General features: G+C 69.1%; 11 protein-coding genes. All 11 read right to left on the bottom strand.

Annotated elements, in window-relative coordinates; translation table 11 throughout:
* Positions 1 to 355: 355 nt before the first annotated feature.
* The gene (locus AC3B6A_RS16355) at positions 356 to 886 is read right to left on the bottom strand and encodes a cupin domain-containing protein (RefSeq protein ID WP_488398258.1); all 531 of its coding nucleotides are present in this window, start codon (positions 884 to 886) and stop codon (positions 356 to 358) included.
* A 52-nt stretch (positions 887 to 938) separates the two neighbouring features.
* Positions 939 to 2045 (bottom strand): alcohol dehydrogenase catalytic domain-containing protein, encoded by a 1107-nt coding sequence (locus tag AC3B6A_RS16360; RefSeq protein ID WP_488398259.1) that lies wholly within the window; start codon positions 2043 to 2045, stop codon positions 939 to 941.
* Positions 2046 to 2189: 144 nt separating this feature from the next.
* Positions 2190 to 3452, bottom strand: a complete 1263-nt coding sequence (locus tag AC3B6A_RS16365) for a DUF1329 domain-containing protein (RefSeq protein ID WP_488398260.1) — start codon at positions 3450 to 3452, stop codon at positions 2190 to 2192.
* Positions 3453 to 3472: 20 nt separating this feature from the next.
* Entirely contained in the window at positions 3473 to 5077 is a 1605-nt protein-coding gene (locus tag AC3B6A_RS16370) for a DUF1302 family protein (RefSeq protein ID WP_488398261.1), read from the bottom strand.
* A gap of 69 nt (positions 5078 to 5146) precedes the next feature.
* Positions 5147 to 7522 carry an efflux RND transporter permease subunit gene (locus tag AC3B6A_RS16375; protein WP_488398262.1) on the bottom strand — a complete coding sequence of 792 codons (2376 nt, stop codon included), beginning with the start codon at positions 7520 to 7522 and terminating at the stop codon, positions 5147 to 5149.
* A gap of 31 nt (positions 7523 to 7553) precedes the next feature.
* Positions 7554 to 8612 (bottom strand): YCF48-related protein, encoded by a 1059-nt coding sequence (locus AC3B6A_RS16380; RefSeq protein WP_488398263.1) that lies wholly within the window; start codon positions 8610 to 8612, stop codon positions 7554 to 7556.
* A 265-nt stretch (positions 8613 to 8877) separates the two neighbouring features.
* Entirely contained in the window at positions 8878 to 9894 is a 1017-nt protein-coding gene (mhpE, locus tag AC3B6A_RS16385) for a 4-hydroxy-2-oxovalerate aldolase (protein WP_488398264.1), read from the bottom strand.
* Entirely contained in the window at positions 9891 to 10823 is a 933-nt protein-coding gene (locus AC3B6A_RS16390) for an acetaldehyde dehydrogenase (acetylating) (protein WP_488398265.1), read from the bottom strand. Before AC3B6A_RS16390 ends, mhpE begins: the two co-directional genes overlap by 4 nt.
* 14 nt (positions 10824 to 10837) lie before the next feature.
* Positions 10838 to 11632, bottom strand: coding sequence for a 2-keto-4-pentenoate hydratase (gene mhpD, locus AC3B6A_RS16395; RefSeq protein ID WP_488398266.1), 795 nt, complete (start codon positions 11630 to 11632; stop codon positions 10838 to 10840).
* A 13-nt stretch (positions 11633 to 11645) separates the two neighbouring features.
* Positions 11646 to 12506, bottom strand: coding sequence for an alpha/beta fold hydrolase (locus AC3B6A_RS16400; protein WP_488398267.1), 861 nt, complete (start codon positions 12504 to 12506; stop codon positions 11646 to 11648).
* Between the two features lie 34 nt (positions 12507 to 12540).
* Positions 12541 to 13482 carry a 3-carboxyethylcatechol 2,3-dioxygenase gene (gene mhpB, locus AC3B6A_RS16405; protein ID WP_488398268.1) on the bottom strand — a complete coding sequence of 314 codons (942 nt, stop codon included), beginning with the start codon at positions 13480 to 13482 and terminating at the stop codon, positions 12541 to 12543.
* Between the last annotated feature and the right edge of the window lie 265 nt (positions 13483 to 13747).

The raw sequence follows: 13747 nt of genomic DNA on the forward strand, positions 1-13747 counted from the left end.
CTCTGTCCGGTGCACGGGCCGGACAGCTTTTCACGTGTTGTACGGGGCACCGGGGAGGTGCCCGCTTTTTTGTTATCGCGAATCGCTTCCTGCGAAATCCGGTCAGGCGCCGGGTCGAATCCGCCGGCACCCGCCGCCCCCGTTCAGCGGGGCAAGGCAATGATGACTGGCTAGTCAGGCAAGAAACATGCCTTGAGCGCAGCCGTACGGCGGTGGCGGCCGGCGCTCCCTGGCAACGCCGCTGCCGCCGTGGGCCGGCGCCCTTCCCTGCCCGGCACAAGGCTCTGCGCCGGGCCTCGCGGCGACCCGTCCGGAGGTTCCGTCCAGGCGCGGCGGGAAGCGCCGGCCAGGGTTTTCAGCGCCGGGCTCCGAGCATCAAGAACAGCATCCGCGCCGGCGTGTTACCGGTGTTACGCCAGGCGTGGCGGGTACCCATCTGCACCACCACATCGCCGGGGCGCAGATGGGTGCCCTGCCCCTCGTCCAGCTCCAGGCACAGCTCGCCTTCGAGCAGCACGCCGTAGTCGATGCTGTCGGTGCGGTGGAAGCCGGGATTGTCCGCCTCGAACAGCTCGCCGAGCCCCGGCAGGCGCTGGCAGATTTCGGCGGCCGCGGCGGCGGGGTCGAAGTTCGCCGGCAGCGGCTGGTCCTGCGGCGGGAAGGTGACCAGCATGGCGCAGCTGCCGCCGACTTCCGGCAGCACCGAAGCGGCCCACGGGGCCTGGCCGTCCGCACCCAGATGGGGCTGCGCGGCGGTCCGCCAGAGCAGCGCCGCGTGGAAGCCCGGCGAGTGTTCGAAGGGCTCGGCCCCCGGGGCCGGGCCATCGCTGACGATACGGGAAAGGCCACGGCTGTCGTGGCCGGTGACGATGCGGCGGGTATTCATGGTCGGTTGTCCCTCGGGTGGCCGCGCCGGCCGGGCCGGCGCGGGGTTGCACTCAGGCGTGGGCGATGTGGAAGTTGCTGAAGCCGCTGGCCTGTGCCTGGATGTCCTGCAGCGCCTCGTTGAGCCGCTCCAGCGGGTAGGCGCGCTCTTCCAGCAGGCCCAGGTCGAGGGTGCCGGAGTCGATCATGCTGGCCATCTCCTCGCCCTCCACCGTGGTGAACCAGAGCGAGCCGATGTACTGCAGCTGCGCGCACATGAAGGGGTGCGGGTCGATGGGAATCGGCCCGGCCACGCCGCCGATCTGCACGATGCGCCCGCCACGCCCGACCGCCTGCATCGCCTCCACCGAGAGCGACGCGGGGGCCTTGGCGCCGAGGGTGTCGAGCATCACGTCGACGCCGCCGGGCACCTGCTCCAGCACCTGCTCGTGGACGCTGCGCTCGCCGATGCGGATCGGCACGATGCGCTGCGGCGCCAGCGCCCGCAGGCGTTCCAGGGCGCCGCCGTCGCGGGCGGCGACCAGCACCTTGGAGGCGCCGAAAGCCAGCGCCAGCAACGCCGCGCCGACGCCCAGGGTGCCGGAGGCGCCGAGGACCAGGATGTCCTGCCCCGGGCGCAGGCCGGACTTGCGGATCGCCGAGTAGGCCGTGCCGAGATAGCCGAAGCGGGTGGCCTGGGCGAAGCTCAGGCGTTGCGGCAGGCGCACCAGGTTCTGCGCCGGCGCGGTCATGTACTGGCCGTAGCCGGCATGCGGGTAGCGCTCGAAGATCGCCTGCGAGCCGGGGCCGAAGCCGAAGTAGCCGAGGAAGGTGTAGGACTCGCAGCGCGGTGTCTCGCCCTGCCGGCAGTGCCGGCACTCGCCGCAGCCGACCCCGGGGTTGACGTAGACGCGGTCGCCCGGCTTGAAGGCGCTGACCGCCGAGCCGACCTCGGCGACCACCCCGGCCGAATCCAGGCCGAAGGTCGCCGGCAGCGCCGGCAGCGGCAGGAAGGGATACCACTCGGGGAAGTGCGTGGTGACGTTCTTCAGGTTGGGGATGATCCCGCTGGCCTCGACCTTCACCAGCACGTCGTGGGGGCCGGGGGCCGGCCGGGGCAGTTCGTCGATGCGGAAGCGTCCGCCGATCTCGTGCAGGCGCGCGGCCTTCATGGTCGACATGTTCGTGTTCTCCAAAGGACCTGGCGCCGCGACGGCGGCGCCAGGCCCGTGGTGGCTGGAAAGAGTGGGCGGCGCCGCCGCCCGGATGCTTCTGCGCTTTTGCCGGCGGCGCCCCGCCACGTTCGACGGGGCGCCGCGCGGGCGTCAGCGGCCGGCCGCCTGCAGGGTCTGCAGGGAGAAGTTGGTGGCCTTGGCGGGGAAGTTGGTCTTCCAGCTCGCGGTGTCGATCAGCGAGACGGTCGCGTGGTTGCGCTGGAAGTCGATGATCGCGCTGGCGGTGGTGCGCACGTCGCCGTCGGCGATGTTCGAGTAGGAGTGGAATTCCATGAACTTCCAGAACTCGCCTTTGCGGTCATAGGCCTCGGCGTAATAGAAGCGCGGGTACTTCACGTCCATGTACAGCACCTTCTTGCTGTAGGGGTGGATGGACGGGGTCACCGCCTCGATCACGTACACCTCGCGCGGCTCGAAGTTGTTGTGGTTCATGTTCCAGTACGGCGGCTGGTCGTCGAGCACCGGGTACTTCTCGGCGAAGGTCTTGCCGTTGGTGTTCCACAGGCCGGTCTTGCTGTTCGCCGCGGCGAGCACCCAGCGGGTGCCGACCAGCTTGTACTCGGGGTACCAGCAGGGCCGCGCGTTGAAGGCGTCGAGGTCGTCCTGCAGCTGGTCGGAGGAACCGACCGGGTCCATCCACGCGCCGCCCGACAGGCGCCGCACGCGGCGCACCGCGGGGATGTAGGCCCAGACGTCGTTGACCTTCTCCGAGTCGTACATCTGCGTGTAGGTGCCCAGGCCCTTCATGTCCGACGGCGACTTGAAGTACAGCAGCTGGCGGCCGCGCTCGCTGCCGTCGCCCTCCGCCTGGTCGCCGGTCAGGCGGCCCTTCATCGAGTAGCGGCTGAACTCGGCCACGGGTTCGGCGTGGACGCCCTTCTTGCCGTCGATCAGCAGCTGGGTGAACTGCGGCACCTGGGACACGTCGCCCACCAGCTGGCCGAGGTGCCAGTTCCACATCAGCTTCTCGGCGGCCTGCGGGTCCTTCGGATCGATGTCCGGGAAGGGCTCGCCGGCGCCCCAGTTGTCCACCCGGCAGGCGTCCTTGTTGATCGTCGACCTGCCGGCGTTGGCCTGCGAGGCCTTGACCCAGCGCGGGTCGAGCTTGACCTCCTGGGACTTGGCCAGCGGCAGCTGCCAGCCGTTGTTGCGGATGCGCCACTCCATCTTCTCGGTGAGCAGGCTGGCGATGCTGTGGCCTTCGAAGGTGTCGTTCTTCACCTGGTCGAGGTTGGCGGCGGAAATCACGGTGCCGGGGGCCAGCTCGGCGGCGCCGGCCAGCAGGGGCGCGAGGCCGGCGATGGCCAGGCCGAGGCCCAGGGTCTGTTGCTTGGCGAATCGGGTGATCTTCATGGTCGGTTCTCCCCTGCTGGTCAGAACAGGTAGGTCAGGCTGGTATAGAGTTGGTCGCGGTTGTGGAAGTAGCCGAACATCGTGGTGTCGTCGCAGTTGACGGCCTTGCCGGGAGTGCACTTGTCGCCGTCGCGCCAGGCGTCGTCCCAGAAGGCGTCGTACTCGACCTTCCAGCGCCACTTGCTGGACAGCTCGACGGTCACCGAGGGCACCGCGAAGCCGCCGTTGTTGCTGAGGTCGGCGCCCAGCACCAGTTGCGGCTGGATGCGCCCGTTGTCGTAGCTCAGGCCGAAGATGGTGGTGGCCAGCGCGGAGTGTTCCTTGACCTTGCCGCCCCAGCCGACGCTGTAGAGCAGTTGGTCGTCGGAGTCGAAGTTCTGGATCCACTTGTCGAACAGCTGCACCGAGAAGAACATCGGCTTCTCCGTGCCCAGCAGGGTCTGGCTGGCGGCGATGTTCTTGTCCATGCGCAGCATCAGCGCGACCACGTCCTTGGTCTCGTAGCCGTCGAAGCCGGGGGCGACGGTCTGGCTGATCAGGGTCGGCACCGGCAGCTGGATCTGGTACGGCGCGTCCTTGATGTAGCCCACCTCGGTGCTGAACACCGCGTCGGCCGCGTCGGAATAGCGGCTGGCGGTGAAGCCGAAGATGTCGACGATCGGGTAGATGATCTCGCCGGCCACGCCGCGGGTCTGGTCGGTGCCGACGGTCTTCGCGCCGGACGGCACGCCGGGCATGCCGAACATCGCCAGGTTGTCCGAGGCGTTGAGGATCGGCGAGTTGTAGAAGGTGCGCAGGTACGACAGCGAGTAGTTGGTGTCGCCCCACAGCCCGCTCCAGCGCACGCCGCCGGTCCAGTCGCGGTAGTCGCCTTCGTCGTTCTCGAAGTTGTAGGGGTCGATGTTGCGGAAATCGACGCCGGCGTAGGGCTGGCTCGACCAGCGTCCGCCGTAGATGTCGAGCTCGGTGCCGATGTCGTCCTTGGCGTCCAGGCCCGGACGCACGAAGGCCTCGATGCCGCCGTCGGCCTCGGGGATGTCGATGTTCATCTTGACGATGTTGTTGGTCTTGCGCAGTTCCTCGTTGGCAGGTTCCAGGAAGCTGCGCCAGGTGTAGTCGAAGCCGTGCACCAGGTCGTTGGCGGCGAAGAAGTCGGTCTCGCCCCAGGCGATCTGCTGCTTGCCGATGCGCAAGCGGGTGCGCTCGCCGACCGGGAAGTCGACGTACAGCTCGCGGATCTCCTGGTTGTCGTAGAGATCCATGATGTCGCCGCGGGAGCCGGAGTGGTAATTGTTGGCGCCCATCTCCTCCAGGTGTTCGAGGAAGTCGGTCTTGATCTCCCGCGAGGCACGCAGCTTGGCCACCACCGAGACGTCCTCGGTGGCCTGCCAGTCGAGGTTCAGGCGCGCCGTGCTGCGGGCCATGGAGAGCTTGCCGGCGTCGTCGTAGCCGGGGGTGTCCTTCCAGTCCTTGGTGTTCATCGACAGTTCCTGGCGCAGGTAGCCGTCGACCTTCAGGGCGTCCTCCGCCAGCAGCGGCGCCGAGGCCGAGGCCAGGGCGAGCGCCAGGCTGAGCTTGTGCAACGGCAGGCCCACGGGCCGTGCCGACTTGGTCGGTTGGTGCATCACGATCGTTCCCCTAGTGTGGTTGGCAGTCAGGCTGCTGGGTTCGTTCTTGTTGTCGTACAGCGCGCCTCAGGCCAGGCGCAGGGGTGCCGACGGCTCGCCGGCGGCCACCGGCCGCGGCGAGTCGCCGAAGATGAAGCGGGGGCGGAACACGTAGATCAGGGCGGGCATGACGAACAGCGCGGACATCGCCGAGACGCTCAGCCAGATGGCCATCAGCAGGCCCATCTCGGCCTGGAAGCGCAGGGACGACAGCCACCACAGCAGGGTGCTGATGATCAGCACGCTGGCGGTGACGATCACCCCCATGCCGGCGGAGTGCAGCGCCTGGCGCACGGCGTGTTCGGCACTGGCGCCGGCGGCGATCTCTTCCTTGATGCGGTCGGCGATGTAGAAGGCGTAGTCCACCCCCAGGCCGATGCCGAGCGCCGCCACCGGCACCGTGTTGATGTTCATGCCGATGCCCTTCCAGGCCATGAAGCTGAAGGTCAGCATGTTCGAGATGATCACCGGGACCATGAACAGCATGCCGGCCACCGCGGAGCGGTAGACCAGGGTGCAGAGCACGGCGAGCACCAGCAGGGCCAGGGCGATGGCCTCGATCTGGCTGGAGAGGATGATCTCGTTGACCGCCGCCATCACCCCGATCACCCCGCCGGCCAGCTGCCAGTGCCCGGCCGACAGCGGGTTGGCGGCGATGAATTCCTGGATGCGCGACACCGCGGTGCGGATGGTCTCGCCCTGGCGGTCGCGGAACATCAGGGTCACCGAGGCGTTGGCGTACTTGGCGTCGCTGAAGCGGTCCATGTCGCCCGGCTCGGAGACCGAATCGAGCATGGCCACCAGGCTTGCGTTGATCGCGTCGCTGTCGCTCAGCTCCAGGTAGCGCGGGTTGCCCTCGCGCAGGCTGGCGTTGACCTGCGGCAGCACGTCGGCCAGCGACTGCGAGCCGCCGATCTCCGGCTGCGCCTCGATGAAGCGCTGGAAGCGGCTCATCGCATGCAGCGCCTCGTTGTTCTTCACCAGGCCCGGCTGGGCGTCGTCGCCGAGCACGATGAACATCCGGTCGACACCCTCGAAGCGCGCGTTGATCGCCGCCGAGTCGCGGTTGTACTGGGCGTTCGGCCAGAGGATCGGCGAACCCGGATTGGCGTCGCCGATCTTCAGGTTCAGCGCGTAGAGGCCGGCGCAGACCACCACCAGCAGGCTGCAGGCGAGCACCAGGTAGCGGCCGCGCGACAGGGTGATGCGCACGCTCAGGTCGAGCACCCGGCGCAGCAGCGGCAGGCAGTCGAACGGATGCGCATAGCCGTGCGGCTTGCGGATCCAGGAGAGCATCACCGGCGTCAGGATCACCGCGCTGATGGTCAGCGTGGACACCCAGACCACCGACAGCACGGTGAGCTTCTGCAGCATCGGGATGGGGCTCAGCGCCACCACCGCCATGCACGCGGCATCGGCGATCACCCCGAGCATGCCCGGGCGGAACAGGTCGGCCAGCGCCACCCGCGCGGCGATGCGCGAGACATCGGCGCCGGCCGGCAGCAGTTCCAGTTCGTCGTCGAAGCGGTTGACGATCTGCACCGAGTGCGACACCGCCCGCGAGGTGATGAGCATGGCGACGACGATCACCAGCGGCTCGAAGTTGATCCCCAGCAGGCGGCAGATGCCCAGCGCCCAGACCGCGCTGACCGCGCCGGCGAGCAGCGGCAGGAACACCCCGCGCCAGGTGCGCAGGAGAATGAACAGCAGCAGCAGGGTCACCGCCACCGCGGCCAGGACCAGGTGCAGGGTTTCCGGCACGTGGTGGCTGACCCAGCCGTAGAGGATCGGATCGCCGACCACGCGGATCTTCACGCTGCCGTCGTCGACCTTGGCGATCAGCCCGCGCACCTGCTCGAACACCTTGGCGTAGTCGACCTTCTGGTCGATGAAGTCGACGGTGACCAGGGTCGCCTGGAGGTCCTTGGACACGTAGGGGCCGTAGACCAGCGGATTGCGCAGCACCGCCTGGCGCAGCTGCTCCATGCCGGCGGCGTCGGCGGGGATGTCCGGCCACATCAGCGGGCGGCTCTCGATGCCGTCGGTGGAGGCGCGCACTTCCTTGAGCTTCTTCGAGGCCAGGGAGGTGATCTGGTACTGGTTGACCGCGGACACCTGGCGCAGGCCGAGGGTGACCTCGCGCACCTTCTGCAGCACCGGCGTCTGGAAGATGTCGCCCTGGTCGACCTCGAACATGATGGTGACCATGTTCGAGCCGCCGAAGGTGTCCTTGAATTTCTCGTGGGTGCGCACGTAGTCGTGGCGTGACGGCAGCATGTCCTCGAAGACGGTGCGCACCTCGATGTGCAGCGCGAACCAGGCCAGCGCCAGGGTCAGGCCCGCCAGGACGGAGACCACCCAGGCGCGCCGCTCGATGCAGAATGTGGCGATACGTTCGATCATGTTCTTGAGTCTCGAATGGGGGATCGAAGGGTCAGCGGGCCAGCGGTGCCCAGCGTTGGCCGTCCCAGCGGCCGAGGCCGGCGCCGGCCAGCCAGACCTGGCCGTCGGCGACCAGCGAGGCGGTGTGCCAGGTCAGGTCGCGGGCATCCAGGGTGCCGGCCTTCCAGTCGATGCCGGCGCCGGTCGGGGTGCCGGTGACCCAGCGGCCCATGGCGCCGAAGGCCAGCCACTGCTTGCGCTCGGGGCTCCACTGCACGCTGAACAGGTGCTCGCTGATGCCCAGCTGGACCGGGCTCCACTGGCGGCCGCCGTCGCGGGTCACCAGCAAAGTGCCCTCCACGCCCACGGCCACGCCTTCGAGCCCGTCGCGCAGGGCCACCGCCATCAGCGAACCGGGCACCGGCGGCGGGACGTCCTCCCACTGCCCGCCCCGGACATCGCCGAGCAGGATGCGGCCGAACTCGCCGACCACCAGCAGGCGCCCGTCGTCGAGCAGGGCCAGGTCGTTCCAGGCGACGTCTTCCTCGTCGCGCAGGCGCTGCCAGCTGCGGCCGTAGTCGCGGCTGACCAGCAACGCGCCCATCTCGCCGCTGGCCACGGCCAGGCCGTCCTTGCCGGTGCGCACGCGGTTGAGCTTGTTGGCGACCTCCGAGCGCGGCACGTCGGCCACCTGCTTCCAGCTGCGCCCGGCGTCCTCGCTGCGCAGGATCACCCCGTCGTTGCCCACCGCGACCAGGTGGCTGGCGTCCCAGGCGGCGATGTCCTGCAGGGTGTTGCGGGTCGGGGTCGGCAGCCTCTGGATGCGGCCGTCGGCGCCCACCGCGAGGATCTTGCCGTTGGAGCCGCAGGCCAGCACGCCGGCCGAGGGCAGCTGCGCCAGGCCGTAGAACTGGTCGCGGCGCTCCAGCGCCGGTGGGGTCACGCTGGCGCCCACCGAGCGCGGCTTGATGAACAGGCCGGCCCACAGCAGGCCGCCGATGATCGCCCAGGGCAGCACCACCACCAGGGCATTGAGCGCGCGCCGGCCGGCGCTCGCGGGCGACTGCACGGGTGCAGTCGGGGATTCATCGATACTGATGAGCTTTGTCATGGCTAGAGTCCGCACACTGCGGTCGTCCAGGGGCTGACGACCAAGGCAGCTCCACTCTAGGTAGCGGGCGGCCGGGGGGACTATCCCGGTACTGCACGGCTTATCCGCTATGCGCAGAATCTTGATTGCGATCAAGGCACGAATTGGAGTGTTGCGGGCGGGGCGCGGGAAGCGCCGGCCACCCGAACGCGGACACGCCAAGGCGCGGCTCCCGAATCCGTTCGGGAACCGCGCCTTGGCGAGTGGCGGCCGGGCTGGCGGGGGTCTAGCGCGCCTGCTTGAGCAGGTCGAGGGCGACGTCGACGATCATGTCTTCCTGGCCGCCGACCATGCGCCGCTTGCCCAGCTCGACGAGGATGTCCACGGCCTTGATGCCGTACTTCGCCGAGGCCACTTCGGCATGGCGCAGGAAGCTGGAATAGACGCCGGCATAGCCGAGGGCGAGGGTTTCGCGGTCGACCCGCACCGGGCGGTCCTGCAGCGGGCGCACCAGGTCGTCCGCCGCATCCATCAGCGCGTAGAGGTCGGTGCCGTGGTCCCAGCCGAGCTTGTCGGCGGCGGCGATGAACACCTCCAGCGGCGCGTTGCCCGCCCCCGCGCCCATGCCGGCGAGGCTGGCGTCGATGCGGTCGCAGCCCTCCTCCACCGCGGCGATGGAGTTGGCCACGCCGAGGCTGAGGTTGTGGTGGGCGTGCATGCCGGTCTCGGTCTCGGGCTTGAGCACGGCCTTCACCGCGCGGAAGCGCGCGCGGATGTCGTCCATGTTCATCGCCCCGCCGGAGTCCACCACGTAGATGCAGGTGGCGCCGTAGCTCTCCATCAGTTTCGCCTGTTGCGCGAGACCTTCCGGGGTCTGCATGTGGCTCATCATCAGGAAGCCGACGGTGTCCATGCCCAGCTCGCGGGCGTACTCGATGTGCTGCTTCGAGACGTCCGCCTCGGTGCAGTGGGTCGCCACGCGGACCACCCGCGCACCGGCGTTGTAGGCGTTCTTCAGGTCGTGGATGGTGCCGATGCCCGGCAGCAGCAGCGTGGCGATCTTCGCGTGCTTCACCACGTCCGCCGCCGCTTCGATCCACTCCAGGTCGGTGTGGGCGCCGAAGCCGTAGTTGAAGCTCGAACCCTGCAGGCCGTCGCCGTGGGCCACCTCGATGGAATCGACCCTGGCCATGTCCAGCGCGGCGGCGATGGCGCGCACGTCGTCCAGCGAATACTGGTGGCGGATGGCATGCATGCCGTCGCGCAGGGTCACGTCGGAGATATAGAGTTTCTTGCCGTTCATGCCGAGGCCCCCATCGCCAGCGCCATGCGCTCGGCGGTGGCCAGCGCGGCGGACGTCATGATGTCGAGGTTGCCGGCGTAGGCCGGCAGGTAGTGGGCGGCGCCTTCGACTTCGAGGAACACCGAGGTCTTCAGCCCGCTGAAGCGGCCGTGGCCGGGGATGTCGAGGTCGCGCACCGCGTCGAACTGCACCTTCTGCTTGAGGCGGTAGCCCGGCACGTAGGCCCGCACGGCGGCGGCCATCTCCTCGATGCTCGCCTCGACCCTGGCCTGGTCGACCGCCTCGCTGAGCACGTACACGGTGTCGCGCATGATCAGCGGCGGCTCGGCCGGGTTCATGATGATGATCGCCTTGCCCCTGGCCGCGCCGCCGATCACCTCGATGGCCTTGCTGGTGGTCTCGGTGAATTCGTCGATGTTGGCGCGGGTGCCGGGGCCGGCGGACTTGCTGGCGATGGAGGCGATGATTTCCGCGTAGTGGACCTTCGCCACCCGCGACACCGCCGCGACCATCGGGATGGTCGCCTGCCCGCCGCAGGTCACCATGTTCACGTTCAGCGCCTGCAGGTGCTGCTCCAGGTTGACCACCGGCACGCAATAGGGACCTATCGCGGCCGGGGTCAGGTCGATCACGCGAAGATTGGGCTTGTGGCCCCGCAGGAATGCGTCGTTCTTCACGTGGGCGCCGGCGGAGGTGGCATCGAAGACGAAGTCGATCTCGTCGAAGATCGGCAGGCGGGTCAGGCCCTCCACGCCTTCGTGGGTGGTGGCCACGCCCATTCGTGATGCGCGGGCCAGACCGTCGGAGGCCGGGTCGATACCGACCATGGCGGCCATTTCCAGGTGCTGCGCGTTGCGCAGGATCTTGATCATCAGGTCGGTGCCGATGTTGCCGGAACCGATGATCGCGGCTTTGCGTTTCTGGTTCATGGGGTTCTCCCTGCTCATTCGCCGCTGAAGGTCACGCCGACGCGGCCCAGGCCGTCGATCTCGGCGTCGAAGCGATCACCGGCGGCCACCGCCACCATGGGCCCGAGGGCGCCGGTGAGGATGATGTCGCCGGCCCTGAGCGGGTCGCCCAGGCCGGCCATGGTGCGCGCCAGCCAGACCGCCGCGTTGAGCGGGTGGCCGAGGCACTCGGCGCCGCTGCCGGCGGAGACTTCCTCGCCGTTGCGGGTCATGCGCATGGCCGCGCCGCGCAGGTCCAGGCCGTCGATCCGGCGGGCCGGGCCGCCGAGCACGAAGCAGCCGCTGGAGGCGTTGTCGGCCACGGTGTCGGCGAAGCGGATGTTCCAGCCCTGCACGCGGCTGCCGACGATCTCCAGCGCCGGCACGACCCAGCCGGTGGCGGCCAGGACGTCGGCGAAGGTGGTGTCGGCGCTGGGCAGGTCGCGCTCCAGCAGCAGGGCGATTTCCGCCTCGATCTTCGGCTGCAGCACACGGCCGAAGGGCACGGTCTCGTTGTCGCCGTAGGCCATGTCGGCGAACAGGCAACCGAAGTCCGGCTGGTCCACGCCCAGCTGGGCCTGCACCTTGGGGTTGGTCAGGCCGATCTTGCGGCCCACCAGGCGCCGGCCGGCGGCCAGGGCATGGGTGAGGTTGATGCGCTGGATGGCGTAGGCGGCCTCGCCGTTCTCGGCGCCGATGACCTCGCGCAGCGGAGCGATGGCCTCGCCCTGCTGTTCCGCGCGGCGCAGGTCGGCGGCCAGGCGTTCGAGGGTGTCTCGGGAAATGCTCATGGGGCACCTCGGTTCAGTGCTGGAGGAAGTCCAGCACCAGGCGGTTGAAGGATTCGGCGTGTTCCCACTGGGCCCAGTGGCCGCAGTTGTTGAACACGTGCAGGGAGGAATTCGGGATGCCGGCGAGCAGGCGCAGGCCGACGTCCATCGGCACGAAGCGGTCGTTGCGGCCCCAGACGATCAGCGTCCGCGCCTGGATCTCGGCCAGGCGCGGGCCGAAGTCGGGGAACTGCCGGGGGTTGGCCGCGAGGCTTGCGACGAAGTTGTCGAGGTGGTCGCGGCGGCTGAGCATGTTGTCCAGGCGAATCCGGAACAGCTCCTCGGTGAGGTCGCTCGGGTCGAAGACGAAGACGTTCATCATCCTCTTCAGGTTGTCGATGGTCGGCTCGCGGTACAGCGCGTTGAGCAGCTTGATGCCCTCGGTGGGCATCGGCACGAAGGGACTGGCGCCGCCGGTGCCGCCGCCCATCAGCACCAGCTTGCCGACCCGCTGCGGGTAGGTCAGCGCGAAGGCCACGGCGCTGTGGCCGCCCATGGAGTTGCCGAGGATGTGCACGCGCTCAAGGCCGAGCACGTCGAGCAGGCCCTTGAGCGCGGTGGCGTTGAGCTGCGAGCGCGAGCCGCGGCAGACGACGGGGTCGCTGCGGCTCCAGCCCGGGCAGTCCACCAGCAGCACGCGGAAGCCGGCGGCGAGCAGCGGCTCCAGGTTGCGGCTGAAGTTGGCCCAGCCACTGGCGCCGGGGCCGGAACCGTGGAGCATGACCAGGGTTTCGGCGCCCTCGCCGAGGTCGTTGTAGTGCAGCTGCAGGTCCAGCTCGCCTTCCTGGATGCGGGCGAAACGGCTGCTGGCGGCTTCGCTGATTTCGAGCGTCATGGCGCGGGTCCTCTTAGACGGAGTGGGCGGCGAGTCAAACGGATCGTGCGGCGAGCGCGCCGAAGCCGGCGATCCACTCGGGGATCGGCCGGTAGTAGCGGCTGCCGCTGCGGTACTCGCCGAAGGCCGACAGCGCGGCGAACGCGGCGACCCAGGTCTTCACCTCATGGGTCGACTTGCCGGCCAGCGCCGACAGCTCGGCGTTGCCCAGCGGGTCCAGCTCGGCGAAGCGGCGCCGCTCCAGCAGGTCGAGGAAATGGTTGTCCCACTGGGGATTGAGCGGGTGCAGCGAATCCGGGGCCGCGACGAAATTCAGCGCCGCGTCGATCACCCGCTGCTGGCGCGCCTGGCGCTCGTCGGGCGGCAACTGGCGGCCGCCGCCGAGCAGGCGCTCGGCCATGCGCGCATCGACCTTCGCCAGCTCCGGCACCGGCGGCTGGTGCGACAGGCCGCCGGAACCGAGGAACAGCACGCGCTTGCCGGTGGAACGGGCGAAACGGCCGATGGCCTCGCCGAGCAGCCGGGTGCGCTGGAAGCCGGGCAGCGGGGCCGCCACCGAGTTGATGAACACCGGGATCACCGGCCGCGCGTCGAGGCCGCCGAACAGCAGCTCCAGCGGCTGGGCGAAACCGTGGTCGACCTGCATGCGGTAGGACAGCGCGACGTCCACGCCCTCCTCCAGCACCGCCGTGGCGCAGGCCTCGGCGATCTCGCGGGGCACGCTCAACGGCCCGGCGAGGCTGTGGAAGTCGCCGATGGCGTGGGCCACGGCGCCGATGCAGAACGGCGGCATGAGGTCGTAGAAAAAGCCGTTGTAATGGTCCGGGGCGAAGAGGAACACCAGCTCCGGATCGAACGCGGCGATCCGCGCGCGGGCGGCGGCGATCACCTCGTCCACCTCGGCCAACACCTCGGCGGCCGGGTCGACGTAACCCACCAGGGGCGTGTGCGAAAGACACTGCAGACAGGCGCTCATCGCGGCACCCCCTTGGCAGGACGATGGCTCCCCACGACGGCGGCCAGGCGCCGGACGGAATGGATACAGGCTTTCATGACGGAACGGCTCCGGGTCGGATGGCTGAGCGCCAGCCGCCGCCCGGAGCGGGCATCGACACGGACGATGCGCGCCGATCCGCTCAGCGACAGCAGGCAATGCCGATCCTAGGAGCCGGCGGGGACTTGGGCGCTCCCGTGAATCACGGCGTTATCCGAAAAGCGCCAGAACTGCGCGGGCGCCGCCG

It is taken from the genome of Pseudomonas sp. B12(2026) (assembly GCF_057767015.1).

What these genes read in the sequence shown, in the direction of transcription:
- AC3B6A_RS16355 (WP_488398258.1), bottom strand. Translation starts at nt 886, where the DNA reads ATGAATACCCGCCGCATCGTCACCGGCCACGACAGCCGTGGCCTTTCC.
- AC3B6A_RS16360 (WP_488398259.1), bottom strand. Translation starts at nt 2,045, where the DNA reads ATGTCGACCATGAAGGCCGCGCGCCTGCACGAGATCGGCGGACGCTTC.
- AC3B6A_RS16365 (WP_488398260.1), bottom strand. Translation starts at nt 3,452, where the DNA reads ATGAAGATCACCCGATTCGCCAAGCAACAGACCCTGGGCCTCGGCCTG.
- AC3B6A_RS16370 (WP_488398261.1), bottom strand. Translation starts at nt 5,077, where the DNA reads ATGCACCAACCGACCAAGTCGGCACGGCCCGTGGGCCTGCCGTTGCAC.
- AC3B6A_RS16375 (WP_488398262.1), bottom strand. Translation starts at nt 7,522, where the DNA reads ATGATCGAACGTATCGCCACATTCTGCATCGAGCGGCGCGCCTGGGTG.
- AC3B6A_RS16380 (WP_488398263.1), bottom strand. Translation starts at nt 8,612, where the DNA reads ATGACAAAGCTCATCAGTATCGATGAATCCCCGACTGCACCCGTGCAG.
- mhpE (WP_488398264.1), bottom strand. Translation starts at nt 9,894, where the DNA reads ATGAACGGCAAGAAACTCTATATCTCCGACGTGACCCTGCGCGACGGC.
- AC3B6A_RS16390 (WP_488398265.1), bottom strand. Translation starts at nt 10,823, where the DNA reads ATGAACCAGAAACGCAAAGCCGCGATCATCGGTTCCGGCAACATCGGC.
- mhpD (WP_488398266.1), bottom strand. Translation starts at nt 11,632, where the DNA reads ATGAGCATTTCCCGAGACACCCTCGAACGCCTGGCCGCCGACCTGCGC.
- AC3B6A_RS16400 (WP_488398267.1), bottom strand. Translation starts at nt 12,506, where the DNA reads ATGACGCTCGAAATCAGCGAAGCCGCCAGCAGCCGTTTCGCCCGCATC.
- mhpB (WP_488398268.1), bottom strand. Translation starts at nt 13,482, where the DNA reads ATGAGCGCCTGTCTGCAGTGTCTTTCGCACACGCCCCTGGTGGGTTAC.